This window comes from Legionella pneumophila subsp. pneumophila str. Philadelphia 1, assembly GCF_000008485.1.
GTDB lineage: Bacteria > Pseudomonadota > Gammaproteobacteria > Legionellales > Legionellaceae > Legionella > Legionella pneumophila.
The window spans coordinates 2,865,514-2,891,418 of record NC_002942.5 but is presented as its reverse complement, the minus strand read 5'-3'; the positions used below and the strand labels follow the sequence as shown (position 1 = coordinate 2,891,418).

Genomic DNA, 25,905 nt, shown 5'->3' with positions numbered 1-25,905 from the left:
AGAGTAAAATCAATATATTATAATTCAAAGCCTGAATTGGTTAAATTTTGATACTCTATATCTTCTAAGAAGCCATTTATTTTTCTTATAATATTAGCTTCGCTTGCATGCAAAAATTTATTCTGATATTGATGAATAAAATCATATAATTCCTTGGGTATATCTTGAGATTCGTTTTCATCCATGATCCGATTTAGTTCATTCATCATTTTTTGTATTGTTGTAAAACGGCCTATTGTGTTTTTAAAAATTATATTACTGCGATAATGAGAAAATTCACCAGGAAGATTCTCTAATAATTCCTGCAAATCCTTTTTGATATCCCGCTGAATATTTAATTGTGTAAGATCAGAATTGTTTGTGCTTTTAGTTGGATTTTGAAAAAAGCAGAGATTATTAATATTTGAGTGATTCTTTATTGAGGATTGAGGTAATTTAAGCTTCGGCGCGTTAATGGACGCAAGTTGCTTAAATTGGTTTATTGCGGAATCAATCTCTATTCTATCCTCTTGTCTTTCCGCTAACATTTGTTTCAAAAATGGCTCTACCCATTTAACTTGTGCGGGCAAATTAAGGTTTTTTGCTGCATTTCGGCTTTTATTAAGGGGGTTATTACTCAAATAGTTTGTAGCACTTTCGCCCCATAAGAAGGCAATCACTCTTCCCATTGAAAAAATATCAGCTTTACTATCGTGCTTTAAGCCAATAAACATTTCAGGCGCTGCCCAACTTTCACTTCCAGGAAATAGGTTATCGTCTTCGCCTGCATTTTTGGCAAGTCCGTAATCGAAAATATTCACTTCAACAGGGTCAACCACTTTAACATGAATATTCTCAGGCTTTATATCTCGATGAATAATTCCTTTATCAATCACCTGATTTTTCAAAGCCAATAATAAAGCATAGGTTATCTTAATTCGTTGACCCTCTGTAAGATAATGAGGATTAGCCATTAATTTATTGAAGATACGATTTAAATCCATCCCTGGCATTCGTTTCATCGTTAGATAACATTTATTATTATTGTAAACAGGTGGTTTTATACTTAAGTGCCCTGCTTTTCGACAAAACTCAAACTCTTTTTCAATTAAATTTTCTATATTTAAGTTGGTGTATTTTATTTTAAGTTTATTTAAATTAAATTTCTTTGTTACAAACTTCTTATGATCAGTAGATTTTTTAGCAAATCCAGTTTCACCTTGCCGATACAGCGTAACAGGATAAACAGAAGCGAACCCACCTTTTCCTATTGGTTCTTTGTTCATAACTGAAAAAAGATACCCTTGTTTTATCTCTCCTTTCTTATCAAATTGATTTCGGGGTCCGCCGATAATTTTTCCAGTGTCCGGAAGTAAATCCTTTTCTTGTAATTCATTGATTATTTCTTTTATATTTCTATCAAACATATTTTAATTACTCCCAAAATAGTTATTCATGTATTTGCTAACTCGTCTAAATTGAAATAATTAGACATATTTTAACCATTTTGATCTATAAAATAACTGTCGAAATTGAACAGTTATGGCACTTATTTTTTACCTATAATCACGCCGACAACTTGTTTCTGTTTCTATTACTTAAGCTACAGGATTTAATAAATGAAAATTACTGGAGCAATTAAGATGATCCAAACACATGGACGAGCAGACAGATTTGTGAAAAAGCAACTACCAAATGATTGGTTTTTAGCACTCGAAATTACTGATTAGGAAGAAATACTGATAATGATCTTGAACAGCAAAAGATTGATACCGCATTATTGATTAATTGTAGGTTTTGTCATAGGGTTGAACCTAAAATAATGGATGAAAAAAATTTAAAAAAACTTCATTTACACCTGGGATTACTCTGCTCCTATTCTTTTTACACTTAGTTTATTCCTATTTCACTGCTAAAAAATGACAGTTATTTCTATTGCTCTAACGGGCTATAATTGTAAAAAATTTAATCTTTATGATCTTGCGATTGTTACATTAAATTATTTAAGATTAATCTGGAGTTAACCATGGCCAAAGAACTAATTTTTATTGATTGGGATGATACATTAGTCAATAGAGAGAACGCAGAAGATTTTGAATCGGTAACAGACGAAAACAATACTATTTATCAAATGTCTCCTATGTTTATTGGTGCAGTAGAAGCGCTGAAACAACTTCAAGAAAAATATCATGTTGTGATCGTCAGTTCACGAGGAGACTTAAATAGGTTAAGACAGCTCCAATTACAAAGTTATGATCTAGAGTCTTCAATTATGCCATTAGAAAATTTCACATTTGAAGACAATGATAATCGTTTATTATTTACAAGGTATGGTGAAACAAACTTTCCTGATAAAGCAAGTTTCATTTTGTATATCCAAAAAATGAGCGGTAATAAGATAAAAGTATTTATCGATGATGACCATACAGAAATAGAAGCCGCACAGTCAAAAGGAATACCCACAATACATGCGACTCATAATAAATATCTGCAAAATACAGAACAATTTTTTTCAGGATTAATTCATCAAGTAGATAACATGGAACTTTCGCATATTTTTAATAAAGTAGCAGCTGAAATACGTAACAATTCTCGTTCAATTTCCTGGGGAAGGCAAATTGCTGGTTTCTTTTCAGTTCACCTGCCTATAGCACAGAGTTTAGAAAATTTGGCATCTAAATTACAAAGAAAATCTGCTAATGAGGTTAGCGAAGAATTTGATCAATACCTTAAGAAAATTGCTTATGATCCAAATAAAAAAGGGGATATAGCCGTAAGTTTAACTAAAGCTAAAACAGCAATAGATAAACATATATCAGCCCCGATTGAAATCAAAGAAGATCAACCATTTCTCAATAGAATGATTTAACAATTTTCTCCTTTCTCCATTATCCAGGTGCCTTGGTATGTCCTAGAAGCTACTGCCATTCACTTTAGCTTCCTCAATCGACATCCCGGGGCTTGTCCTCGGGATTTAAAATTTGTGAGATCCTGCAAACAAATCTCGAGATTCAGGTATATGTATCGATATCTAAAGTCAATAGCAATGATCCAAGGAGAAATACATTGATTTCTGTAATAATCAATATTTCAATCATCCAGTTGCGATTTAATTTTATGCTGTTGACTTATTGAATAATGATTCTCTACATCATTTTTATGAAGTTTAAAATTCAGAGAATAGCCTTTCACTTGCAAGTACTTAATTTACTATGAATTATTTTAAAGTCTAAATGAGTATGAAATTCATTGATGAATAGGACGATTTCTTAATTTTAGATTATTTAATAAGTTAACCAGGTAAATCAGGTTATTAGCTTGAGTAAGCTTTACTTCTTAGCATTTTCAAACGACTTCAATTTCAACAGGAGCAATGCCTTTTATACCGAGTTTTTTAGCGGCAGCAAAGGATAAATCAATTAGCCTGTTTGATAAAAAAGGACCTCTATCGTTAATTCGAACCACAACCGATCGGCCATTATTCAGGTTTTTGACACGTACTCGTGTAGCAATTGGGAGCGTTGGATGAGCGGCTGTCATCGCATACATGTTGTAACGCTCTCCGGTCGATGTTTTTTGGTGCCGAGCGTGTGACCCATACCAGGAAGCAATTCCTTTTGCTTTGTAGTGTTTGGCAGACTTCATCACATGATATGTTTTCCCTCTGACTACATAGTGATCCGGACCATGAGATTGCTGATGCGTACAAGCAACCAGTAGTATGGGGAGTAAACCTATAATGAGTCGTTTAATGGTCAACAAAATCGAATAATAATTCATAAAGTTATCTTCTACTTCCGCTACAGATTTTAAATATACGTAATTCATAGATCACGAGAATCAAAGATATTTCTTGCAAAGAAAATCGTCAATAGGTAACACATTTTTATCATTTGCTTTCATCATTGATTTGATTGATTATACATTTTTTGGATGAATATGTACCAACAAATTTTTCTGTATAACCTCTTGTCCTATCACAACAAGGATATCTCTATACCCCAGGGGCATTCATGTGGAGGTAGCAAGAGCAGGTCGGGCCAAGGCAGGTCCGACCTACTTTTTCTGGATTACCCTGGGAAGCCAATCACTAAGCAAATTCGGATTTGCCTGAAAATTCTGATTGACGATACTTTGGATTAACTTTCACATGCCAGAGCGGCAGCATCAAAAGTAATGGAATCAAGCAGCAAACAAACAATGTGAGGAAGAAATTATCCCAGCCGTAATTTTTGATAATTGCACCCAAAGGAGCACCGGCCAGAACAGCACCTAAACAATAAGCAAAAAATCCGGCAAAGCCAGTTGCAGTCGCCGCTGCTTTTTTATGTGCTAATTCCGCACAGGCCATACCGATCATCATTTGTGGTCCAAAGATAAAAAAACCAAAGAAAAAAAGAAACAAAGCATCGAGGAACGGTGTATATGCCCTGGTTAACGTAAACAGCAATAAAGTGGCAAATACGCCTGCAGTAAAAAGAACGTTGATTGGATTGCGTTTACCTTGAAATATTTTATCAGAAGACCAGCCGGCAACCAGATTTCCAAAAAAGCCACCAACTTCAAACCATATGACACAACTGCCTGCAGTGATTAAGGAATACTCTTTCACTTCCGTTAAATACAACATGCTCCAATCATTAATGGCCGTTCGGACAATGTAAATAAACAAATAAGAAATGGACAGTATCCAAATATATTGGTTGCACAACACATAATTCCAAAGAATTTCTTTGACTGAGAGTTCTGTTTTCTCCTGGTGGTGATTTGTGGAACCAGAAAAATCTTCATGATATTGCTCTATCGCGGGTAAACCAAGTGATTGTGGGGTATCTCTTAAACGATTGATTAAAAAAACACCTCCTAAAATGCAAATGATCCCAGGCACAAACATGGCTGAACGCCAGCCGAAGTATTGCGCGCACACAGCAACAATCAAAGGAATTAATGCACCACCAACGTTGTGTGATGTATTCCAAAGACTCCACCAACGGCCACGCTCCGATTGAGAATACCAATGTGTTAATAATTTAGTACATCCTGGCCAGCCCCACCCTTGAAACCAACCATTCAATCCCCAAAAAATAGCGAATAACCACCAGGTAGAAGACAATCCAAACAAAATATTAAAAACACCTGTCAAAATCAGTCCGATCGCCATTAAATAACGAGGATTAGATTTATCACCAAGAATTCCACTCAAAAATTTGCTGATACCATAACTTAAACTCAAAATGCTGGCGATCATTCCCAGTTCAGTTTTAGTCATCCCCAAGGTGCTTTGTAACGCAGGCATCACGAAGGTAAAACTCTTTCGCGTAAAATAAAACAACGCATACCCTATATACATTGCATAAAAGGTGCGAATACGCCAATAACGATATTGCCGTTTAACAACGTTTTTATCCTGAATTTCATCAAGATATGGAGCAGGTTTTAGAAAACTCAATAATGCCATGATTGTCCATGATCATGAAAAAAACATGATTAGAATGTAACTCGCAAAGTATGTCAAATCTTTCTAGTGAAAATTTAACAGGATCATACCTATTGATGATTGAAATAAAAATTTAATGGAATTCTTGTGAATTTATAAATAAGCTACGCAGTTTGTATTAAAAAAGGATTTATTGTAATGAAAGAAATAGTTAGTTTATTAGAACAAGATCAAATCGACTTTGCTAATCATAAACGTCCCGAAGTGATAATGGTTTTAAGAAGAAAATTTCGTACTCAAAAAGATTGGATTATTACCTCTTTCAACCAATATCAATTTACTAAAGAAGAATCGCAAAAAGTTCAACAAGCCATTCTAAACGGGGATCTTCGCATAACAGATCTTCTTAATCGTCCTTTTTCTCACTATTTTTGGAGTTTCCTTACCTTTAAGTGGGGAGAGATACTTTCAGGTGGAAAAAGATTATCTAAGCAGGAAGTCTTACAGATTGCTAGCTGCTCTAGCAATGGCCAGGAATTTGCGAGAACACCGACTCAAAATAGAAACAGGCTGATAAAAGGAGTGCCATTGGTCATTGGCAAAGTCGTTACCTCCATGGCGCTGTGTATGGTATTTTGCCTGGGATTATTAAGTACTTTAGGAGCGCCTTTTGGCCTTAGCCTCGGTTTGGCGATAATACTTTCCTTATGTAATGGAATAGTTTGCTTATTAAGCCGCGGAAAAGCCATGCTTGATAGTGCCGGCTTTCAGCCTCAAAAACAAAAAACGTTTAAGACCCTTGAAGAAAATATAAAAGAAAAAACGATATTCGATAGAGGCCAGAAATTATTTTTTGGTGTAGTGACCTTGTTAGCGTGCATTTCTGCGGGCATCTCTGGATATGCTGGTCTCGTAGGACTTCTCACGTTTTTGGGGGCGGGCATGCTAATCTCTAACCCTCTGGTTTTGATACTTACAATTGGGCTGTCTGTGGTTGCAGCGGTCTCTTTTTATTCGTTTCAAGCTATCGGCATACGTGAAAATTATACAAAATTTAAAAATCTTTTTATTGAAGATTACCAAAAACCCTATGGTCTTTTGCGATGTGTTTTATTAGGAATGGTAAGTACGGTCTTTTTGGCTGTTTATGCGACGCTAACTTGGTTTACAACGGTTTCAGGGGTTAATAAGCTTTTCAATGCCTTAGGTGCGACTCCTGATACCCTTTTAGCACACTTTATTGCCATGATATGTACTTCAACAACGATGGTTGTCAATACTTTTTCACAAGTATATAAAGTCTTTAACCCGAAAACGTATGTCGATCTAAAAGAAAAATTTGAATCAATATACCAACCACCGGAAGAAAACCTAACAAGAGCGCAAAAGATAAAGCACGGAGCTATCAACATGCTCAAATTGTTTGCATTGATAGGTGATTCTCTTGCTTATTCTGTTGCTGGTGGAATCCGAAGCGGGATTCATATTGGTGAAACGCTGGGAGAAACAATAGGGGCAAAATTTGCATTAACCATTACCATGGCAATATTGTCTCCGGTCATTTTAGTATTTGTATCGATAGCTTTTACCTGGCCCACCGTTTTTGATAGGAAAAAATCGACTCCATGTCCTTCAGAGATGGACAAGCCATTGATAGAGAAAATGAGTCACAGCCATACTTCAGATGTGCTGCAAAATAATACTCTATTACCAACATCAGAAAAATTATCCAAACCTGATGATTCAAATATCAGGCAAGCTGGGCTAAGATTTTTTGATGTGGGCTTGAGCGAAGAGCGTACTCATAAGCCCAATTCTAACCCTACTTTAGAGAGCAGGGCTGTTTTGACATCCCCCTCGCCATAAGTGATGAGGTTTTTAAAGCAACCAGGCTAAGCTTGCTATCTAATGCTATGTCCCCAAATTGCTGGTAACCAATATTGTTTAGCGAAAAAATAGGTAGCTACTGCTAATAAACCGCTAGCCAAGTTTATCACGGTTCCAGCAATGAGTTTGGAAAACTGACTAACTTGTGCTGAGCGGCCTCGTAAATAGGCTTCAGCAATCAACAAATTGGGCAGATAGAAGAAGAATGCCATCACAAAATCAAAAGGGCCTTGAAATGTTTGGGTATGCCATAGTTTATTTGTCATGAGAAACCAGAAGCCGTATTCCATCCTGTAGAGCCATGAGCCGATCGCAAGTGCAAACAAACGAATAGCCCAAGCCTGATGGTTATCGAATTTTAATTGTCTAGCATAACGGTAAGCCTGTAAGGCACACAAAATCATTAATAATCCATAAAGACCAAAACCAATATCCATTACCAGCCCACCGATAGTTCCGGTTGAAGCGATGAAAGTCAATCCGCCTATTCCTGTAAGAGCAGCAGCAATGACATAGATGCGCCCTAACCAGCGGTGTATCCCGGGTGCGTAATGACGAATGGTGCTGAGTAACTGTAAAAATCCCATTGCAAGAATAATACCGCCTGCAGTAAAGTGAATGGCAATACCTAAAGTTGATGCGGTGTGCGATTTGATATAAAGATTAGGTAATACATTGTTCCAACGAGAGGCAGAGTCGGATATTAGAGAGTTTGCGTAAAAGAAAAGTATGTAAATTCCGAATAAGCCGCAACTAAGCCATGTAACGAAAGCAAGAATGCGAGAAGAGTAATAAAAATAACAAGAAGATAGATCAATGTATCTCGTTTCTTGAGGAGAAGTTATAGTAGTTATTGTCATGTGCTCAATAATTAATCATAGTGGGACCAGAGTTAGTCTACAATGTCCAGTCACCTATTTAAAGCTCATACGATTCGATAATAGTATAAATATGCTGCTATAAATAAAAAATAAAGAGATCTGAAAAATGAACTTGATGCTTGGAAAATGGATTGGATTAATAGCTGCTTTTTTATTTCTCAATACGGGGTTTGTACAGGCCTCTGCAACGCCAATTATATGTGATCAGGAGTATGCGCTTTGCACTTCCGCTCGTTGTATTCCCACGTCTGGAAATCCGGCCAACGCAGTTTGTGATTGCATAGTAGAAAAAGGTAAAAGTGCCGGTTATAAAACATGTAAAGAGAGAAAGCCTATTAGAGACAGATACAAAGTGACGTCACTTGTTTCAACTTTTTCATTTGAGCAATTTGCATTTAAAAGAAAGATGAACTGCTCAGAAGGATTGCCTTGGACAAATTGCCTAGACATGCCATGTACGGTTGATCCACAAAATTCAAAACGTGCTTTGTGTCTTTGTACGATTGAGAACACTCAAGCTTTTTTTACTTTTGGCGGTGATTGTAATACGAATACCTGTGCTACCGGCTTTTGGTCTGGTGCAACCCAAGAGAATAGCATCATTCTTCGTAAGGCATTAATGCAAGAAATGCGTTTGAAACCCAAGGCACTACTCAAGGATTGCTCTGCTAAATGAGGATAAGCAAACTAGAGGGAGTTGATTAAAATTTAGATTGATTCAATGAATCTGTGAGATGCTCACTACAACAGGGTCTAGCCCTGGGCGATCCCGTTGCCTATTTTCAATAAACTCTACCCAGGCGTTTAAAGCCTTTGTTAGTCCTGACCTATCCGTGTGATAAAAAACTCAAGCTGATCCAAATAACGCTCTCTAATTTCCTGACTACCTCTCTCAATGGGGCTCAAATTAAGTATGATATAATCTGTTTCTTTTAAAGGTAAATGCTTGCTTGGGAGCAATATGTTGCTGACTAATCGTATTGATCTTCGTTCTTACCATACTGAAAGTTGCAGTCACACTCACGATTTTGCGCAATTGGTACTGCCCGTCTCAGGTTCTATGGAGCTAGAGGTAGGTCACTACTCCGGTGTCGTTAATGATGATATCGGAGTATACATTGCGCCTAATGAACAACATTGTTTTGCCGGAAGTCAAAAAAATCTGTTTTTAGTGATTGATGCTACTACTCAAAACTCTCTTCGTGACGAAGCTTTTGAGTCTAATATTCTCAATTTAACCGCCAGTACTAAAAAGCTCATCCAATTTACCCACCATTATTTAGCACATAATGAAAGAGATTTTTTTACAGACTCTTTAATCAATCAATTATTGTTTCACTTTGCGGCAAGTTCTTTTTCACCCGAACCGGATCTGGTTGTTATCAGAGCAAAACAATGGATTGATCTTTATTTTGCAGATTCTGTGAATGTGAACAGGGTAGCGAAACATTGTTATTTGAGCATTAGTCAATTGCAGCGCCGTTTTAAACAGATGTTAGGCTGTGGTATTGCCGAATATTGGCGGATGAAAAAATTACTCCATGCTAAAAAATTATTATCTCAGAAAAATTGTTCCATTGAAGCAATCGCATTTGAAGTAGGTTATGAAAACTTGCCCGCATTTAGTCGCCGTTTTAGTAAAGTATTCGGTGAATCCCCTTCTCAATGGAGATCCAAAGCGTTAACAGCAAAGAAAATGCGTGAAATAGATAAATAAGCTCTGGTTTTAAATTGATAGACTACGAATTCATTTGATGGTATCGATTATTAAATAAGACCAAGATGGTTATTGATGTGAAAAAATCCAATACTTATTTTATCCAGGGCATGCTCTTTCTTATCTTTGCCCAAATTATGGTAGGCATTAATATTGTATTTTCAAAATACGTACTTTCGTCAATTCCTGTTCTTTACATACTTGCACTTCGTTTTACACTGGCTGCTGTCATTTTATTACTGTTACATTGGCTAACCCCAGCGAAAAAATTACCCATGTATTCTTATTTTTTACAGTTAAAACGAAGAGATTGGTTTTTTATTTTTGCTCAGGCATTATCTGCGGGAGTACTTTTTAATTTCCTTATATTATGGGGCTTACAATATACGGATGCTAACGTAGCTGGCATTATAACGAGTGCTTTGCCCGCGATTATTGCTATCATGTCGTGGCTAATTCTTGGCGAGAAAATATCAGGCAAAAAAGCCATTTGTGTGGGTTTTGCTACTCTTGGATTAGTTGTAATTGCATGCGACAAGCTAGGCGACATCAACGTAAGCCATTCTTTTTTAGGTGACGCACTTGTTTTAACTTCGCTTCTGCCTGAAGCCATGTATTATATTTTAAGTAAAATGCACGTTAATTCATTACCTGTATTTTTAATTTCTTCCTTGCTCAATGGGATTAATGCGATTTTATTGTTATTTTGCTTAAGCTTTAGCACATGGGACAGTTTCACTATCCATACTTTGGATTGGCTAATTTTAATTATTCTGGGATTAAGTTCTGGCCTTTTTTATGTTTTTTGGTATTTCGGTTGCCAGACAGTTGATGGAGTCATGGCTTCGTTATCGACCGCTATAATGCCTTTGGCAACAGTGACTATTGCCTGGATATTTCTTGGTGAGCAATTAACGATAGGGCAAATAATTGGAATGGGCATGGTTATACTTTCAATTACAGTCTATGCAAAACGTTGAGGTGGAAAAATGACGATATCTTATGAAGAATTTGAAAAAGTCGATTTGCGTTCCGGTACCGTTGTGAAAGCAGAACCATTCCTGCGTGCCAGGAAACCTGCCTATAAAGTTTGGGTGGATTTTGGTGCCGATATTGGCGTTCTCCAAACCTCTGCGCAAATAACAGTGCATTATACGCCGGAAGCATTGATAGGGCGGATAGTTATTGGATGCGTGAATTTAGGGGAGAAAAATATTGCCGGGTTCCTCTCTCAATTTCTATTGCTTGGTTTTTCAGATGAGAAGGGTGCTATATGTCTGGCTTCCGTTGAGCCTCATGTTCCTAATGGTAAAAAAATGCACTGATTCCTATCTGAAATATTGATACATCATCATTATCAACTATGGATTTGTTTTTAGCTCCGTTGATTACATTCATTGATATTAAAAATAATAATATCAGATATAAATAAAATTCGTTTTCAAAATAACAGTGCAATATGTAAAATAATTAAACAATAAAGGTAATTATTCTAACCTTGGAGACGAAAATGAGCATAACAGTTAAATCCTTGGATTTTGATCAATGTATCTCAAACAGGAAATATAAAGAGTCTTTACAAACAAATGATGGGAGGAAAGTTTGGGATGCTAACAGTTTATTTAACGCCAATAAGGAAATTCTGGGTAAAAATAATAATGGCGATCCCATCCATGTTTTTATTGGTTCTAACAGGCAAAACCTCAAAGCGGATTTAATCAATTTAAATGCAGGAGCAGCTACTTTATTTATACCAGTAGCTCAAGAGTTGTGTGATGTCATGGGGGCAACTTTTCATCCATTACTTGTTCCTGATTTAATCTGTGAGAATGCCGCAATTGGAGATACTTTTCACAGTGCCCTGCAAGTGATTAAAGGCTTGAATGACTTGAATTCATTAAACAGTGAGTCTCTAGCAGAACTGGTAAAATCGGCGCTCAGTGGCCAACTAAATTCACTCCATTGCATAAGCGATGAGAGTAAATTTTTAATGCTGTATTCACAGATACAGTATATAGCTCAACAATATCCTGATGAAAAGATTAATTTTGAGTTTTACGATGACAAGGAAGATATATTAAAGCCACTGTATGAGATCTTCTCTAAAAATCCTGATTTAATACCTGCTAATGTGACTTTGAATATTAAACGTTATTTGAATGGCAATCTTATGGAGACTGACTTTAGTCCAATTTTGGGCCTGGGGTCTCAACAAGAGAATTATCAGAATATTGTAAAGTGGATTCATAAACAATCAAGCAGTCACCTAAAGTCAGGGAATTGTTGCCAAGTATTAGAGATGGATAATGAAAAGATTGCAAGATACTGCCGATTTGGAAAAGATGAGACAAGGCTAAAACTATTAGACTCTCTTGAGAATCTTGCAAAACATCAAGTGGGTCAAAAAGATCAAAAAATGGACGACTTTATCAAGGAGTCTTATGAAAAAATGGGTAGCTCAAAAGATATGGATTCTATAACGTTGCAACAATCATTTGAGGAAATTAATAGTGCAATAAAAGTAACCGAAGCGATTAACAAAGTCATTGCAAATTATCGCAAGGAAGCCAAATGCTTATTTAGCGTTGGCATGAATGCCAAAGCGGACAGAATAGAAAAGGCATTACTCAACGTGCCTGTGGAAGATCGAGGTAAAATTTTCTCTAATGACAAAATTTCTCCGGAATTAATTGCGATAAGAGCGGCTTTGGCTTCACACCGCTATTTTGGGAAGCGGGGGAATGTCTATTATAAAGATGAAGCACGTACTGTGATTGATGAAAATAAAGCGGCGACGACTTACAATAATTTAAGAAAGCAATTTGCGAATTTAAGGACACGAAGCCATGCTGATGCCCAGGTTGAACTGGAGCATTCATCTGAGGTTTCAAGAACTCTAAACTTATAAATGGTTCTATAAATTTCTATTCCAGCCGGATTTGTTCGCCAGTTCCGGCTTGTTTTATTACTACCAAAAGCTTATTAAACTGTCATTTTTAAGCAATGTTCTTTGTGATAATAAGGTAATATTTGATAGAAGAGATCTGAGAGATTTATGTATCGATTGCCAATTTTTTATTTGAGTGAGATAGGTTTAAGCTGTGAGTCCATACAAAATGAAATGGTTCAAAACGAAGGTTTAGCTCATTTAAAAGTTTCAGAGAAATTTGGCTCTGTGCGAAAGGCGACTCCGTTCGTTTGTGGAGAGTAATCAGATAGCAAGGAAACACAGCTTTATAACGATATAATTTAAACGAAAGATTTGATATTTGATGAACATTTATCAAATTTAAAACATTAAGTTGTTTCATGGCGAAACCACTTAATGGCACAATGAAATATCTCGCAAAGGATAGGTTGGATATTACTCAAAACCAAGCTAATCAACTCATTGCTGAAGAAATGACTTTGGGTCATTTACGTCTGGCACCAAAAAACTCAAGAAGACCTTGGTGAAATATTACATATGAAATAAGATGGAATCTCTCGTTTGGAAAAATGTTCTGATAGGTTAATTTCAACTTTGAGTAAATATAGTTCAGTTATGGGAGGATCATTAAAATTAATGGCTGAATTTCCTGATAGAGCTGCTCCAATAGAAATACATGGAATTTCTGAAATTAGCACTCATTGCAATGGAAAGTAATACAAGCCTTCCCATTGCATTCTAGCGCCTAAAGGCGCTGTTAGGAGCTTTTGATAAACTTGCGAGTAATGATGACTAGTGCCACTGCACCACTGACTTGTGCTATGGGAATAATCATTGGTGCTGTGAGTGGAAATAATAGAGCGATACCACACGCCGCAAGAGCTGTTGTTTTGGCACCAAAAACAATCAATTTTTCTGATGTTTCTCCTCCCTTATTCGCTTTTACATCTGCGATGTGTTGATTTTTAATGTCATTTTTTTGCTGTTTTTCGATCAAATCCTTTTGGGTGGAACTAAAAGTGATGTCATGATTAGATATAATGGACATGATACTCTCCAAAAGCGAACCAATTAATTATATTTAATCATAAAGATTAAAAAATAGACAATTAATTATAATCATATGTGATATATACTATTTGTAATATCTTTTTTTTTTCAATAAATTATATAAGATAAATGCTGAATATATATTAAAAATATGTGGTTTTAATGGCGAGCTTGGGCGATGTTAATCAGTACCCCAATGGAATCATTTTGTTCTCAGATCATAGGAAAAAGCTTAGCCGCATTTTCCTTGCTCATTGCGCAAAGTAATCCAAATCAAAAAGCATTCTTATTTATTCGGTTGTAGATTAACAGCACCCTAAATGACCATAGCCAATAAAAGTAATTACTCGAAATAAGTATTGGTTGCCTTCTTTCTATTTCCGTTTAGGTAGTGCCACAAATAATGTTCCAGTATGATTTAACTGATTTGCTTCCACACCTGCTTGATTTCCCTCACCTTTATAGACGTCAACATGAGCCCCTATAATTGCACCGCCTGCATCCTGAGCTACACACCATGAAGTAGCTTTTTTGCAATGATAGATAAAATTCATTCCAACAGGAATAACCCTGTGATCGGTTGCACATGACACATGGGGGGTTAGAGAAATATTTTCTGAACCATAAGGGCCACCATCTTCTTTGGCAAAAAATACATAGCTTTGATCTCGATTCCGTAAATTGTCTGCTTTATCAGGGGTAAGATTGTTCAGATATTGCCGAATGAGCTTTTCTGATGCAGCGCTTTGCCTGATTTTTTTAGATACGTTGCAGCGTAACTTGGCTTCATCATGGCATTTCGGATCTTTAGCGCAACGTTCCATTTTGTCAAGATTGCCACCACAGGTTGGATCTTGAGCGCATTGGACTATGCGACCAAGCATCGTGCGTGGCCTGCCGTTGGCACCATCGTAATTGATGTGAAACAATTTGCCATCAAGGAGTAATGAACCAGAGCCTTGTAGCATTAAAAAAGCAGAGTCATTTGGGTCTTTAAGATAGCCAATTATATATTTTGGATTTAAAGCCCCATGCTCAATTTCTTCTCGGTCTGGTGCTACAGAGTAGGTGCCGTCCGCATTTTTCAGGCAAAATCCACGCATCACTTTGCTAAGCGGGTCCACCCCGCAAAGAGGAGTTTTTAAATTATATTTTTTGCTTTCCAAAATAACACTGACAACTCCTGGGTTACTATAAAGAGGATACAAAAATGCTCCACCTCGATTGGTGCGGGCCTCGACGGCGGCAGGGGCGTAATAGGCGGTAAATTGGAATTCACCTTTTTTAAATCCTGCGTGGTTTTCCGGCCAACCATCGCTTTTATACCAGTCAAACTCGGTTTTGATGCTCGATAAAAATTTTTTAAAATCACCATGGGCGGCTTTTGCCAGAGTCAGCATTTTTTTGTTGGTATTTAAGCACCATTCCTGGCGTTTGAATTGATGGCCAGCGATTGTTACTGTCTGGAATTCACCATAGCTATTATTGCAGTTTTCAATCTGATTATTTAATGCCTGGATAACTTCATCCATATTACCCACAGGGTTATCTAACGGGAGTTCTGATGCTGAAATTTTATGAAATTTAAAACGTAACACCCCGGGTTCTTTGGCTGCCATTTTCTGTCTTGAGGTGATATCCACGAGCCTTCTAATATCCAGGCAGCGCTGGATTGGATCAGCAGGGAGGGCTGCTTTAGTGATGAAGCTAAAAGTCATTAGTGCAATTATTAGAATGGATTGAAACATTGGTATCCTTTAGCTTAGCTATGGTTGAGGCATTGCCCGTCCATTGATTTCAATTAGTAACAAGAATTATATAGGCTATTGACCAACTCATCAAAGAGATGAATTTACATAAATTCTGCCACCCTATAACTACCTTATCATTATACAGAAATAGTGTCGAATCCCAATTGTCCCTGTTTAAAAAGCGTTTCAAACCAAAAGCTTACATACATCAGTGGATTCTCTTAACTTATCTGCGATTGAAGCACTTCTTCTTAAGCTTGAAACTTTATTGTCCAGAAAAGACTTTTTAAGTTATTGTCAAATATGGCGTATAGCACCGGTTAGCCTCAGTGTTTGGTTGAACCTAGCGATTTATTAATCATAGTGTTCAACATAAAAACAAACCAATAATTTTTTATTGGGTTTATTTAACGGGATAACACGGATAAATTTTTCATAAAAATTATATGATTTTCTTTTCATAAGATTCATTTTTCATTTAAAATGTAAAAAATAATGACAATTTGGTTTATAAATGACTTTGATATTGAAAATGAAAAAATTTAAATTGATGGCGAAAGAGCAATGTTTTGCCTTTATAAAAAACGCTGTAAATGTTGGTATGGATGAGGTTATCTATAGTAACGGTACGAATAAGACTTTTATTACCGATGGATTGGCTACCTGCGCTGCTGTTGCTATCTACGGCAGTGATAGCGGTTGTTCTGCCGCCTTTACTCATATGTCCAGTGAAGCTTCGGACAAGGATGATAAACGAAAAGAAACGATATTAAATGAGATGTTGGAATATGTTTTAAAAAGCAATTCATTATCCGATGTTAAATTAATTATTTCGCCTTCCAGGATTCAAGAAAAACATTTGATTTCCTTTATTCTGGAATGGGTAAAGCAAAAAAAAATTGCTCACTCCCTGCTAGAAACAGGGGGTGATTCAGCAGTATTCAATATAGATATGGACAGTCGTGTATTAATGTTTTCAACTTCACTGCAATTAAAGCAGGATGTATCCGATAAAACATGGCATGGTCATGGTATTATCATTGGCCAGAGTGAGGGTATTCCAGTGATTGAGAAGCATAAAAAACACTTTGTATTCTTTGCAGAAGATATTTCCTCTCAAATTACCAAATTTTCAGATCCTCCTAAAACAGTTGGTTTAGCAGCCGCAGTAAGTGCTTAGAACAAGCATGAGCTGGATAAAATGAAATGAATTTCGTATCTTAGTCAAAATTGAAATATTTCCTCAATGCTGAGTAGATATGTAAATTTCATAATAGATTGTTCTTTATGCTCAATTTGCAGGTGGTGTATGATGAGAAGACATTTTATTATTATCGTGCTTGGTATATTCCAGGTCGGTTGTATCCCTTTGGCAGAACATCATAATAAGATTTCACCTGCTACGGCGCATGAAGAGTACCATGATGTTAATTTTTCCAATTTATATGAAAAAAATCGCTCTTTTCCGGCATTAGAAACCGACATTTATGCTATTTTGGATGGAATCTTGATTTCCTCAAACCAGCATACGCATCTTGGTAAAAAACAATCGAAACTTCTGGAAGAATATGTGCGCCAAAATAGATTATTCTGTCAAAAAGGTTTTGATCAGGAGTGGATGAATCAATTGAAGCAGAATTTGGACAAGTTAGAAAAAACCGAAAACAATCGGATTGCGTCTGCTGTAAATAAAAAAATGCAAACGCTGTTTGCTGAACGACAGTGCAACACGTGGTAGCCAGGGCTTGTCATTTTATAGGCAGCCTGGTTCAAATCACATGCGAACTCAATCTTTCGAACCATTGATCACAGTATTTTTTGTGCAGGATATCGTGTCATGAGAAGAGTGATTTTGGTTCAACAATTTTCAATTCCATATCATGTAGTTAGGGATAACAACGGGAAAGACAAGCAATTAGAATTGTATATTTATAAATCATATTGATCATTATTTTATTGTTTTATTATTTAGTATAATAATCACCTTGATTGAGTTATGGCTCTATTGTCTTTTTAGTGAGATGTGCTAATGGAATTCGAAGATTGGTTTCTGGAACAAATAAGCAATGGTAAAAAATGCATCTTGATAGGGGAAAACCATTATTCCTATGCAAGCGAGGATTGTCTGGATTGTATTTTAAAATTGCAAAGGCAAGGTAAGATAAACAAGAAAATAGTATTTTTCGATGAAAATTTAGCTGCATTAGACAATTTGGAACCTTACACTCTGGAATCTTTAAGCAAATTAAATACAGTTGAACCTTCTTTAATTGCATTAATTAAAAATAATGTTGAAGTTTATGGGTTAGAAGATAATTTCAGCAATCCATTTAAAAACCTTAAATCTATTAAAAAAGTGACGGCACGTATAAAAGATTTGGGTTTGCAAATTGGGAATCGAATATTTAATGATTTTGATGATTGTTTGTACTGGGCCTACCATCTCTATGGAAAATCTTTGGTCAGAGTACAACGGGGTAATGAAGGCTTTTGTAATCAAATTTTGCATAAGATGGATGAGGATACTATAGTCATTGCCAGAGTAGGGGCCAAGCATATCCCTACGGTACGAAAAGATGGAGTAGTTATTGAAGAGGGGATGCTCCAACGCTTAGGCAAAGACATGGCTTCAGCCTGTTTTATTACACATTTCCCTAAAAACAGGACTTATTCAGAACAAAAAACGTATCAGCCAGAGTCCGATATGTTTGGAAGTTATGATTCTATAGAATGTTGCATGGTTGAAAAGAAGATGATTCATCAACCGGATTTGACTCTATGGGCGGAACAAGATAAACAAAGAAAAGATACCAATAACTACAAAGATACTAAAAAACACCGTTGTACAATAATGTAAATTTAAGTTCCTTTCTACAAGCTAACAGGCTCAGAACAGTCTGTAATTGAAAGATTGGAAAAATTTTGCGAATATACATTTCATCGCATAACTTAATCATGATAGGGATGTCTGATGAGTTTACTAAAGGAATTCAAAGAATTTGCCATGCGAGGCAATGTGATGGATTTGGCAGTTGCTGTTGTAATGGGTGTTGCTTTTAATAAAATTGTCACTGCTTTGGTCGATGGAATTATCATGCCTTGCGTTGGTTTGTTATTGGGAGGCATCAATATTGCAGGATTGAGTTTTACTGTAGGAGACGTTCAAATCAAGTGGGGAAATTTTTTACAAAACGTCATTGATTTTATTATCGTTGCTTTTGCTATTTTTGTACTCATCAAATTAATCAATCTGCTGCAGAGAAAAAAAGCAAATGAACCAGAACCAGTCACTCCAGAAATTCAATTACTTACTGAAATACGGGATCTGCTTGCAAGAAATAGCAGTAAAATCTGAAATTGGCTGGCAAAAATAAATCTCTATATATTTGCAGTCGGATACCCCCGTTCAAAATGGTTTGTTAAACAGCTTATGTTTTATTTCGGTAAGATGTATACAGAATTCTGGTGTTTCAATCGGCCACTTAAATCTCACAAAGCCATATATTGATTTACTGCTATTTAAACTATACTAGCAGACAAGGCTAATTTTTACTTAATAATCGCAAATGAAACTTATAATTAATAAAAAAAATAGGGCGGAGTCGATGACGTTGGATGTTGAAGCAACAACGACAGTGAATGAGTTGCTTTTAATTCTTTATACTCATCGCAGTAAAAGGTACGAGCCTTTGTCTTTTAGTGAGTATCAAAAATTTATTTCCGTTTATCAATGTTTATTGTATGGGGATCAATTTATAAATAAATTACTTCCGGGAACCAATTTAGCTGATTATCAACTTGAAGATCCATGTCATTTGACCTGGGAGGAGTTTACTGAGAAACAGTGTCTTTTAGCGGATGCAGAGGCCAGTAGAATCCTTCTTTGGCAAGCTAATAAGAAAGCAAGTAAACCTGAAATTGAAAAAGATCTTATGTCTGTTGCAAGCAGTGATGCTATGAATCCTGATATGTAACAAGAATAAAACATCCTGTATAACATAGTGAGTGTTCGTTTTGTAATTCATTACTTGAGTCATGCAATGAAAAAAATTAAATACATTCAATCAGTTAACCAGTGAAAGGTCTTGAGTCCCCTATGGTCTCAATATAAGGTGTTGCCCATTTAATAAATTCTTAAGCTTTTATTGTTAAAATTTTGCTCACTAAAAGATCATAAAAATGATCTTTTTGCTGCGGCCTATCTTCTCCACAAGGATATACGGAGGACTAGTGGTAACACTTAGCTTTAATTAAGTAAACGGGTTCGTCGCTGAGGCAAAGAAGATGAGCGATTTACTCTCGGATTTGGTGATTGAGAGTAGTTTATTAACTTTAATTCAGCGAAGCGTTACTTAACAAATCGTCGTTTCCTTTCTTTTTGTCTCTAAATTGAAATATCCATGGTCTCTGTCAGTCTTTATTAGGCAGAGGGTTTGTTAATTTATAAGGGATTCATAATGAAAAAATAATGATTTTTATAATCAGTTGTTTCATTGAGATAGAGCAAGGAGTTGTCATTATGAAATCAATGAAAATCATCCTGGTGGGCAATTAATTGATTCCAGTTCCGGTGATGAGAAAAACTCATGAATTAGTAATGATACAAGCTGCAGCCGGGTTTTTTATGAAAACAAAATATGAAATGAGTCAAGATAAAACTGAGTTTTTGGCTAAAGAACAAGATAGTTCTTATCCAGGGTATCAAGTCAGCGTTCTGGATCTCGAAAAAATAGTTAAGCATTATCAGGAAAAATACGGTATTCGCTTGATTATTAATGGCACTACACCCAAATATCAGTCTCTGATAAAAGAGCGTCAGGTTAATTTTGAACAACAAAAACAGCAATTCCTGGAACTCAAATACGCCAAATTTTTACAAATATTTTTTCAACCACCTAATCTGAATGGCGCAAACTCTCCTTTTTCTATCAATAAACATATGGGTGCATTTATAGGTTTTTACGAAGAAATATACAATAAAGTTCTTCCATTTCTGGATGCAAAAGGAAAAATCATTTCTGGATTATCCCTGGAAGAGTTAAGACAACTCAATGAGGCATGCCAAGAGCTGTCATGCAAAGGAATACTTGATGCAAAAATTAATGAATTTATAGAGCGAAATTTTGATTATATGGGGTTAACTGCCAGGGAAAGCGCAAGTGAAATAAAAGACATCTGTGATGAACTGCAAGAAGGAGAGGTTTTGGGTTATTTCTTTACTGGTCAACGTACCAGTGGGAGATGTCATTTCGATCTCTATATCTGTTTACCTGGTAAGGCCATAAGACCGATATTTTATAACACAGCGCTTATCAGATATCATGATCTTGGAGGGATGTTTCATTTGAATTTTCCTTTTGTCGAAGGCAATTTTTTTACACCTGATTTGTTAAAATTATATTCTGCAATGGACTTGCAACAGCTAATCCCTCAAGCTGACAGGACTTCATGTGGTACTTTAACAATGATGTATGCCAAGGAGTTATTAAAAGATGATGCGAGAGGGCTGAAAGAGTTTACGCTGAGTTTTACTTATTATAATGATAAAGGTGAAAAGGAATATTTTTTTCTCCCATCACCACAAGTATTACGATATTCTCAAATAAGTTTATATAATGAAGCGCTGAAAGCCATTTTATCTCATGAAAATGATGGACAGGCTGGTTTGGTCAGGAAAGGCGCTAAAAAATATATGTTTCATACTGTCGAAAAAATTCTCATCCAATCTTTTAAGATTGCACTTGAGAAAGAAGATGCCGATGTTCTGGAGGAAAATCAAAAAATTTGGGATATATTACCCAGCTTCCAGGAAAAATGGCAGGAGGCCTATAAGGAAATGGTCGCCAAACGCGATGTGATGCACCAAGGGGTAAATAAATATTTGCTTTACTCCACCCATCGGATGAGCCATATTGCAAGTGATCAATCCATAAACAATGAGGCGGATGCTGATAGATTAATTCTTCGTTAAAAAATATTGCAGAATGAAACTATTCGTATTTTATTTCTATAAAGCAAGACATTAATTGAGCCTGGCTCAATTAATGTCTGCAAGAAAATCAGCTCTTTACTGATATGATGCAAGAGAGATGCTTCATATTAAGTTCAAATTCTTGGCATTTATAGAGAAAATTTTTTGCTTCGTTTGGTTTGATAAATCGGAATCTTGAATAAATCGAGTAGCGTCAAGTAAGGATTCCATTGGGTAATCGGAGGCAAACAATACCCTGTCCTCCCCCATGACCTCTAGAACATAACGTAAGGCGGGAACGAAGAAACGTCCGCTAGTGGTTATGTAAACATTTTGACGTAATACCTCTGAGGGAATACGCTGAATAGAAGGTCGATAAGCTTTTAAGTCTGGTATACGGTATAAATGATCGAGACGCTCCATTAAAAACGGCATGGTTTCACCCAAGTGTCCCAGCATAATTTTTAATTTGGGAAACGCATCGAATACACCTCCAAGAATCATTCGCATCAAACATAAAGCCGTGTCAAATTCAAACCCTAAAGCACTTCCCCCCAAGGCAAAACCATATTTACCGAATTCGCGCATGATGGGTACATTCGGATGCAGGTAGATAGGAATGTTTAAACCTTCCGCGGCTTCCAGCAATGGCCAATAGGTTTTATCGTCCAGGTAATTATCCTGGCCAAAATTGGAGTGTGTAAGCCAACCTACAAAACCTAATTGAGATATCGCTCTTTCCAATTCTTTTACACCTTCTTTGACGTCATAAGGCGATATAGAAGCAAAACCTTTAAATCGTTCAGGATGTCTTTGAATGGCAGAGTAAAGCTGGTCATTGACTTCTCTTGCTAAAGCGGTGCTTTTGTTTTCATCTCCAGGGCAGGAGTCAATCCCATTGATAGTAGTCAAACTTAATACCTGGATTGTCACCCCTGCTTGGTCCATAATTGCCAGTCGTTGCTCGTTTAAACTTAATAATTCTTCCATTAATGCACTTGTGTGAAATAAGGAAACATCAGGTGTAAAACACATTGTATAAGCTCCATTGAGATCTGGAACCAATTTGGGAACTTCCTGGCGTTGAGTCAGATAATCAATACAAGCTTCAGTGATGAAGTGCGTTTCAAAATCGACGATCATGAACGTAATCCTTTTAGACGTGAGAAAAATGATTGAAAATTATATGCTTAAGTATAGCCGGAAGATTAGATACCGCCACATGGCTATAAAAGTTCTGATGGCAAATTGCCGGAAAACGTCTTAAAGAAAAGAAATGCTACCAGCGGAAAGAAGAGATTATTTTGATGAGCGAGAAACATAATCTGGTTTGCACCAGATTATAAATCAACAGGGCTATTTAAATATTATAAAAAAACATCACTATAAATATTTGTTGAAGGAACACCCGCAAGAAAAATTCGTGTTTTCAATTTATTGGTTGTTTCCTTTGGACCACACACATACACTTTCGTATTGTTGGGAGAGTGCAAGTGAGTTAGCACCCGTTTTTCAATTGAGCCTTCTGGATAAAGCCCTTGACTTTGCAGCACACAGGGATCATAGCGGAAGTTGCTGAACAATAAAGACAACATTTCCAGTTCTTCCTTGTAATAGATATCCTCATCAGTAACCCCGCCATGCACCAGCGTAATTGTTCCTTCATGCTTTTGTGTTAATGCGCTTCTGATGATACCTATCAGCGGAGCGAGGCCAGTCCCTGTCCCTGCCAGCAATATATCAAAAGCCAGATTATGTGGATTATGATAATAACATTGACCAAAAGGGCCTCGGATGGTGATGAATGTATTAATGGCTGCGCGTTGCAAAAGCCATTGTCCCATCTTGCCTTGCGGGTAAATTTTTATGTGCAGTTCAATGTATCCATCATCAGCAGGGATATTGGCTATGGAATAATTGCGCATTGTTCCTTCAGGATTAATGAGCGACAGGTATTGTCCGGGTAGCCATGGGGCAGGATGTTCCACGTTCAGTTTGACTTGAATAACATTGTGATTTAAGCGTTGCAGGCTCATTATTTGAGCTTGTGTCTCGCATTCGGCATTGTCAGGAGATGTGACATAAAGCGAAGTGCTTGGTTTGGCAAGACAAGCCAGGAAATACCCTTGAGATTTGAGTGTTTCGGGTAATCCTTCTTGCCAGTCTGGATTAATCTTCCCGTCTTTGGCTTTAATCAGGCATGACTGGCAAATGCCTGCCTGGCAGGAGTTAGGGTATTCTACCCCGTGGCGCAAAAAACATTGCAAGAGGCTTTCATCCGGAGTTAATGCAAAAGATTGATTGTTAAATCGTACGGTACTCATGATGAGCGCCCCAATACATCGCCACGAACACTATTGGCGATTGCAGCTACTTTCTGAATGTCCTCTTCATTGGCGCCCAATTCCTTAAGGGTTTCCCCTAAATGCTCGATTACAATATCCACATGTGAGTCATTTAAGCCTCTGGCAAGTAGATGCTGATGTCCTTCCCGCATACTTTTTCCAGTGTATTGATTTGGTCCGCCAAACACCATGGTTAAAAATCCTTTTTGCTTAAGGATTTGTTGCTCCATATCCACGTCATCAAAAAAATAATTCACTCTGTCATCCATGAGCATTTTGCGGTAGAAAATATCCACAGCTGTGTTGACGGCATTTTGGCCGCCTAATCGCTCAAACAATGATTCAGTCATGATATACTCCTTAAAGATGTATTTGAAATACATCTTATAAAAAGAAATAATAGACGTCAACAAACCAGAAGGATTTTTTATGCAATTGACTCAATTTACTGATTATTCCCTGCGTGCTTTGATCTACATTGCCTTAAAGAAAGGTTCATGTACCATTAAGGACATTACAGATGCCTATTCCATATCAAACAATCATCTCATCAAAATCATTCATAATTTATCGAAGATGGGTTTAATTAAGACAATACGGGGGAAAAACGGCGGTATTTTGATGGCGGCCTCACCTGAAACCATTAATTTAGGCCAATTGATTATGGAGCTTGAGCCCAATTTTGATTTGGTTCCCTGTTTTAACAAAGAAAAGGCAAACTGTTGTATTGCCCCAGCATGTAAACTCAAGAGCGTTTTGTATGAAGCGCAACGTGCTTTCCTGCAGATTTTAGAGCAGTATACTCTGGCTGATGTTTTACATAATCCAAGTGAATTGTCTGCTTTATTGAGGATCAGTTAGCAATCCAGGGTAATATTTTATGAAAGTGATCTTTATAGAACTTTCTGGGCAAGCAACAGAGCAAATAATCCTTGCACTGGTCTTCCCATTTCATCCTGTTTATGAAGATGTCCTACTGATTCTTTGTATTCGAGGATAGACCAGCCGCTGTCCTGGTAAAAATGATACAGCTCTTCTTGTTTTGGTAAAAACGTGAATGAGCTTGGGAGTGAATAAAGTTCAGATTGGACGGGAAAAACCAGAAAATGATAGCCATTTTTCTTCGTTGCCTCCTGCAACTCAATCAATAAAGAGGGGATACGTGAGGCATTTAAAAATTGGAGAGTCACTGTAGAGCAGACAAAATCGTAATGATCTGGTGCAAGGGCTTGAGGTTGATTTAAATCCTGCGACAAAATATTAAGCAGACTCAGGTTTTCTTTTTGAGCGATTATTTGAATATTTTCCAGTGCCGTTTGATTGATATCAATTCCAGTCACTATATGGCCAAGTTGGGTCAAATACAACAGATTTCTACCGGAACCACAACCGACATCCAGAGTGGTTAGTGAGCCTAAATGCGACAAGTAGGTATGATACACATACAATAAGTCACGGTGCACCTCAGTTAAGCCGTATTTTTTGTTAAAGTAGCGATGAGGTTTGCAATAAAAACCAAGCTGAGCATTGAACGATGCGCTGATCGGAATGATTTTATGCCAGGAGGCCGGAGGAATAGATAGTTGCCTATTATTTTTATCAAGACGAATACGCGACAGTTCCTGCCCCAAGCCATTCTGGAAAATAAAATCAATTTCACCTTCGCTTAGGGAAAGTTTGCCCCATGTTCCTTCTTTAGTGCTGTGCTTTTCAAGAAAAAATTTAAGTTTTCCATGGTCATCAATTGATAGTTGTTTGTAGCAGATTAAATTATCGTATTCTCTTGGCATGGTTTTTTATCCTGAGGTATCGATAAATAACATAATAGTTTTTTAGCCTATTGTCGAATGCATCAATTTTATATAGGACTTACGAAAAATCCCAATCTCTTTGTTAAAAAATGTTTTTAATTCGGTCATTTAGTGTATCTAAACTTCCTCATTAAAAACATTTTTTGT

General features: G+C 36.7%; 25 protein-coding genes. 15 read left to right on the top strand and 10 right to left on the bottom strand.

From position 1 onward, the window contains the following. Nucleotides 1–17 precede the first annotated feature (17 nt). The gene (gene legK3 / locus LPG_RS12905) at nt 18–1,406 is read right to left on the bottom strand and encodes a Dot/Icm T4SS effector LegK3 (RefSeq protein ID WP_010948258.1); all 1,389 of its coding nucleotides are present in this window, start codon (nt 1,404–1,406) and stop codon (nt 18–20) included. A gap of 587 nt (nt 1,407–1,993) precedes the next feature. Between legK3 and LPG_RS12900 the strand changes: the two genes are divergently transcribed. Next, complete coding sequence (locus tag LPG_RS12900; RefSeq protein ID WP_010948257.1) at nt 1,994–2,848, top strand: Lpg2555 family Dot/Icm T4SS effector hydrolase; 855 nt, start codon at nt 1,994–1,996, stop codon at nt 2,846–2,848. Nucleotides 2,849–3,324: 476 nt separating this feature from the next. On the opposite strand, the gene LPG_RS12895 is transcribed toward LPG_RS12900, so the two are convergent. Together LPG_RS12895 and pgtP are read right to left on the bottom strand one after the other, a co-directional pair. Further along, nucleotides 3,325–3,759, bottom strand: a complete 435-nt coding sequence (locus LPG_RS12895) for a septal ring lytic transglycosylase RlpA family protein (RefSeq protein ID WP_015444021.1) — start codon at nt 3,757–3,759, stop codon at nt 3,325–3,327. A gap of 310 nt (nt 3,760–4,069) precedes the next feature. Beyond that, a complete protein-coding gene (pgtP, locus tag LPG_RS12890) occupies nt 4,070–5,437 on the bottom strand; it encodes an MFS transporter (RefSeq protein ID WP_010948255.1) in 1,368 nt (455 codons plus the stop codon). A 177-nt stretch (nt 5,438–5,614) separates the two neighbouring features. Between pgtP and LPG_RS12885 the strand changes: the two genes are divergently transcribed. After that, nucleotides 5,615–7,282 (top strand): lpg2552 family Dot/Icm T4SS effector, encoded by a 1,668-nt coding sequence (locus LPG_RS12885; RefSeq protein ID WP_010948254.1) that lies wholly within the window; start codon nt 5,615–5,617, stop codon nt 7,280–7,282. 35 nt (nt 7,283–7,317) lie between these two features. Here the strand turns inward: LPG_RS12885 and LPG_RS12880 are convergent, their stop codons facing one another. After that, the gene (locus LPG_RS12880) at nt 7,318–8,163 is read right to left on the bottom strand and encodes a DUF2306 domain-containing protein (protein ID WP_010948253.1); all 846 of its coding nucleotides are present in this window, start codon (nt 8,161–8,163) and stop codon (nt 7,318–7,320) included. Nucleotides 8,164–8,290: 127 nt separating this feature from the next. On the opposite strand from LPG_RS12880, the gene LPG_RS12875 reads away from it, so the two are divergent. The 6 genes from LPG_RS12875 (at nt 8,291) to LPG_RS15275 (ending at nt 13,357) form a co-directional block, all read left to right on the top strand. Beyond that, nucleotides 8,291–8,860: a hypothetical protein gene (locus LPG_RS12875; RefSeq protein WP_010948252.1), complete on the top strand. Its 570-nt coding sequence runs from the start codon at nt 8,291–8,293 to the stop codon at nt 8,858–8,860. Between the two features lie 285 nt (nt 8,861–9,145). Continuing rightward, entirely contained in the window at nt 9,146–9,901 is a 756-nt protein-coding gene (locus tag LPG_RS12870) for an AraC family transcriptional regulator (protein ID WP_015444023.1), read from the top strand. 65 nt (nt 9,902–9,966) lie between these two features. Next, nucleotides 9,967–10,881, top strand: coding sequence for a DMT family transporter (locus LPG_RS12865; RefSeq protein WP_010948250.1), 915 nt, complete (start codon nt 9,967–9,969; stop codon nt 10,879–10,881). A 9-nt stretch (nt 10,882–10,890) separates the two neighbouring features. Beyond that, nucleotides 10,891–11,226 (top strand): tRNA-binding protein, encoded by a 336-nt coding sequence (locus tag LPG_RS12860; RefSeq protein ID WP_010948249.1) that lies wholly within the window; start codon nt 10,891–10,893, stop codon nt 11,224–11,226. A gap of 173 nt (nt 11,227–11,399) precedes the next feature. Beyond that, on the top strand, nt 11,400–12,809 hold the full coding sequence (locus LPG_RS12855; RefSeq protein ID WP_010948248.1) for a lpg2546 family Dot/Icm T4SS effector: 1,410 nt from the start codon (nt 11,400–11,402) through the stop codon (nt 12,807–12,809). 401 nt (nt 12,810–13,210) lie between these two features. Continuing rightward, on the top strand, nt 13,211–13,357 hold the full coding sequence (locus LPG_RS15275) for a hypothetical protein (RefSeq protein ID WP_015444026.1): 147 nt from the start codon (nt 13,211–13,213) through the stop codon (nt 13,355–13,357). A gap of 230 nt (nt 13,358–13,587) precedes the next feature. Here LPG_RS15275 and LPG_RS12850 read toward each other — a convergent pair whose 3' ends face one another. Together LPG_RS12850 and LPG_RS12845 are read right to left on the bottom strand one after the other, a co-directional pair. Next, nucleotides 13,588–13,878 (bottom strand): hypothetical protein, encoded by a 291-nt coding sequence (locus LPG_RS12850; RefSeq protein WP_010948247.1) that lies wholly within the window; start codon nt 13,876–13,878, stop codon nt 13,588–13,590. A gap of 376 nt (nt 13,879–14,254) precedes the next feature. Continuing rightward, on the bottom strand, nt 14,255–15,628 hold the full coding sequence (locus tag LPG_RS12845; RefSeq protein WP_010948246.1) for an MltA domain-containing protein: 1,374 nt from the start codon (nt 15,626–15,628) through the stop codon (nt 14,255–14,257). Between the two features lie 517 nt (nt 15,629–16,145). Between LPG_RS12845 and LPG_RS12840 the strand changes: the two genes are divergently transcribed. The 6 genes from LPG_RS12840 to LPG_RS12815 all read left to right on the top strand — a co-directional run bounded on the left by LPG_RS12840 (nt 16,146) and on the right by LPG_RS12815 (nt 21,602). Next, nucleotides 16,146–16,811: a hypothetical protein gene (locus LPG_RS12840; RefSeq protein WP_010948245.1), complete on the top strand. Its 666-nt coding sequence runs from the start codon at nt 16,146–16,148 to the stop codon at nt 16,809–16,811. Between the two features lie 132 nt (nt 16,812–16,943). Further along, nucleotides 16,944–17,369 carry a hypothetical protein gene (locus tag LPG_RS12835; RefSeq protein WP_025862430.1) on the top strand — a complete coding sequence of 142 codons (426 nt, stop codon included), beginning with the start codon at nt 16,944–16,946 and terminating at the stop codon, nt 17,367–17,369. 285 nt (nt 17,370–17,654) lie between these two features. Further along, a complete protein-coding gene (locus LPG_RS12830) occupies nt 17,655–18,488 on the top strand; it encodes a lpg2541 family Dot/Icm T4SS effector (protein WP_010948243.1) in 834 nt (277 codons plus the stop codon). A 114-nt stretch (nt 18,489–18,602) separates the two neighbouring features. Then, entirely contained in the window at nt 18,603–18,986 is a 384-nt protein-coding gene (mscL, locus tag LPG_RS12825; protein WP_010948242.1) for a large-conductance mechanosensitive channel protein MscL, read from the top strand. A gap of 211 nt (nt 18,987–19,197) precedes the next feature. Beyond that, nucleotides 19,198–19,605, top strand: a complete 408-nt coding sequence (locus LPG_RS12820) for a lpg2539 family Dot/Icm T4SS effector (RefSeq protein WP_010948241.1) — start codon at nt 19,198–19,200, stop codon at nt 19,603–19,605. A gap of 581 nt (nt 19,606–20,186) precedes the next feature. Next, nucleotides 20,187–21,602, top strand: a complete 1,416-nt coding sequence (locus LPG_RS12815) for a lpg2538 family Dot/Icm T4SS effector (RefSeq protein WP_010948240.1) — start codon at nt 20,187–20,189, stop codon at nt 21,600–21,602. Between the two features lie 123 nt (nt 21,603–21,725). On the opposite strand, the gene LPG_RS12810 is transcribed toward LPG_RS12815, so the two are convergent. The 3 genes from LPG_RS12810 to LPG_RS12800 form a co-directional block, all read right to left on the bottom strand. Beyond that, nucleotides 21,726–22,745, bottom strand: coding sequence for an amidohydrolase family protein (locus tag LPG_RS12810; RefSeq protein ID WP_010948239.1), 1,020 nt, complete (start codon nt 22,743–22,745; stop codon nt 21,726–21,728). 224 nt (nt 22,746–22,969) lie between these two features. Next, a complete protein-coding gene (locus tag LPG_RS12805; protein ID WP_010948238.1) occupies nt 22,970–23,926 on the bottom strand; it encodes an FAD-binding oxidoreductase in 957 nt (318 codons plus the stop codon). Continuing rightward, nucleotides 23,923–24,297: a group I truncated hemoglobin gene (locus LPG_RS12800; protein ID WP_011947457.1), complete on the bottom strand. Its 375-nt coding sequence runs from the start codon at nt 24,295–24,297 to the stop codon at nt 23,923–23,925. The genes LPG_RS12805 and LPG_RS12800 overlap by 4 nt, the downstream gene beginning before the upstream one ends. A gap of 79 nt (nt 24,298–24,376) precedes the next feature. Here LPG_RS12800 and LPG_RS12795 point away from each other — a divergent pair, with 79 nt between their 5' ends. Beyond that, entirely contained in the window at nt 24,377–24,808 is a 432-nt protein-coding gene (locus LPG_RS12795) for an Rrf2 family transcriptional regulator (protein WP_010948236.1), read from the top strand. Between the two features lie 32 nt (nt 24,809–24,840). On the opposite strand, the gene tehB is transcribed toward LPG_RS12795, so the two are convergent. Continuing rightward, nucleotides 24,841–25,737 (bottom strand): SAM-dependent methyltransferase TehB, encoded by an 897-nt coding sequence (gene tehB, locus LPG_RS12790; RefSeq protein WP_010948235.1) that lies wholly within the window; start codon nt 25,735–25,737, stop codon nt 24,841–24,843. Nucleotides 25,738–25,905: the final 168 nt, after the last annotated feature.

Excerpts from the sequence above, each read along its gene's own strand:
- legK3 (WP_010948258.1), bottom strand. The coding sequence starts at position 1,406 with ATGTTTGATAGAAATATAAAAGAAATAATCAATGAATTACAAGAAAAG.
- LPG_RS12895 (WP_015444021.1), bottom strand. The coding sequence starts at position 3,759 with ATGAATTATTATTCGATTTTGTTGACCATTAAACGACTCATTATAGGT.
- pgtP (WP_010948255.1), bottom strand. The coding sequence starts at position 5,437 with ATGGCATTATTGAGTTTTCTAAAACCTGCTCCATATCTTGATGAAATT.
- LPG_RS12885 (WP_010948254.1), top strand. The coding sequence starts at position 5,615 with ATGAAAGAAATAGTTAGTTTATTAGAACAAGATCAAATCGACTTTGCT.
- LPG_RS12880 (WP_010948253.1), bottom strand. The coding sequence starts at position 8,163 with ATGACAATAACTACTATAACTTCTCCTCAAGAAACGAGATACATTGAT.
- LPG_RS12875 (WP_010948252.1), top strand. The coding sequence starts at position 8,291 with ATGAACTTGATGCTTGGAAAATGGATTGGATTAATAGCTGCTTTTTTA.
- LPG_RS12870 (WP_015444023.1), top strand. The coding sequence starts at position 9,146 with ATGTTGCTGACTAATCGTATTGATCTTCGTTCTTACCATACTGAAAGT.
- LPG_RS12865 (WP_010948250.1), top strand. The coding sequence starts at position 9,967 with ATGGTTATTGATGTGAAAAAATCCAATACTTATTTTATCCAGGGCATG.
- LPG_RS12860 (WP_010948249.1), top strand. The coding sequence starts at position 10,891 with ATGACGATATCTTATGAAGAATTTGAAAAAGTCGATTTGCGTTCCGGT.
- LPG_RS15275 (WP_015444026.1), top strand. The coding sequence starts at position 13,211 with ATGGCGAAACCACTTAATGGCACAATGAAATATCTCGCAAAGGATAGG.
- LPG_RS12850 (WP_010948247.1), bottom strand. The coding sequence starts at position 13,878 with ATGTCCATTATATCTAATCATGACATCACTTTTAGTTCCACCCAAAAG.
- LPG_RS12845 (WP_010948246.1), bottom strand. The coding sequence starts at position 15,628 with ATGTTTCAATCCATTCTAATAATTGCACTAATGACTTTTAGCTTCATC.
- LPG_RS12840 (WP_010948245.1), top strand. The coding sequence starts at position 16,146 with ATGACTTTGATATTGAAAATGAAAAAATTTAAATTGATGGCGAAAGAG.
- LPG_RS12835 (WP_025862430.1), top strand. The coding sequence starts at position 16,944 with ATGAGAAGACATTTTATTATTATCGTGCTTGGTATATTCCAGGTCGGT.
- mscL (WP_010948242.1), top strand. The coding sequence starts at position 18,603 with ATGAGTTTACTAAAGGAATTCAAAGAATTTGCCATGCGAGGCAATGTG.
- LPG_RS12820 (WP_010948241.1), top strand. The coding sequence starts at position 19,198 with ATGAAACTTATAATTAATAAAAAAAATAGGGCGGAGTCGATGACGTTG.
- LPG_RS12810 (WP_010948239.1), bottom strand. The coding sequence starts at position 22,745 with ATGATCGTCGATTTTGAAACGCACTTCATCACTGAAGCTTGTATTGAT.
- LPG_RS12805 (WP_010948238.1), bottom strand. The coding sequence starts at position 23,926 with ATGAGTACCGTACGATTTAACAATCAATCTTTTGCATTAACTCCGGAT.
- LPG_RS12800 (WP_011947457.1), bottom strand. The coding sequence starts at position 24,297 with ATGACTGAATCATTGTTTGAGCGATTAGGCGGCCAAAATGCCGTCAAC.
- LPG_RS12795 (WP_010948236.1), top strand. The coding sequence starts at position 24,377 with ATGCAATTGACTCAATTTACTGATTATTCCCTGCGTGCTTTGATCTAC.
- tehB (WP_010948235.1), bottom strand. The coding sequence starts at position 25,737 with ATGCCAAGAGAATACGATAATTTAATCTGCTACAAACAACTATCAATT.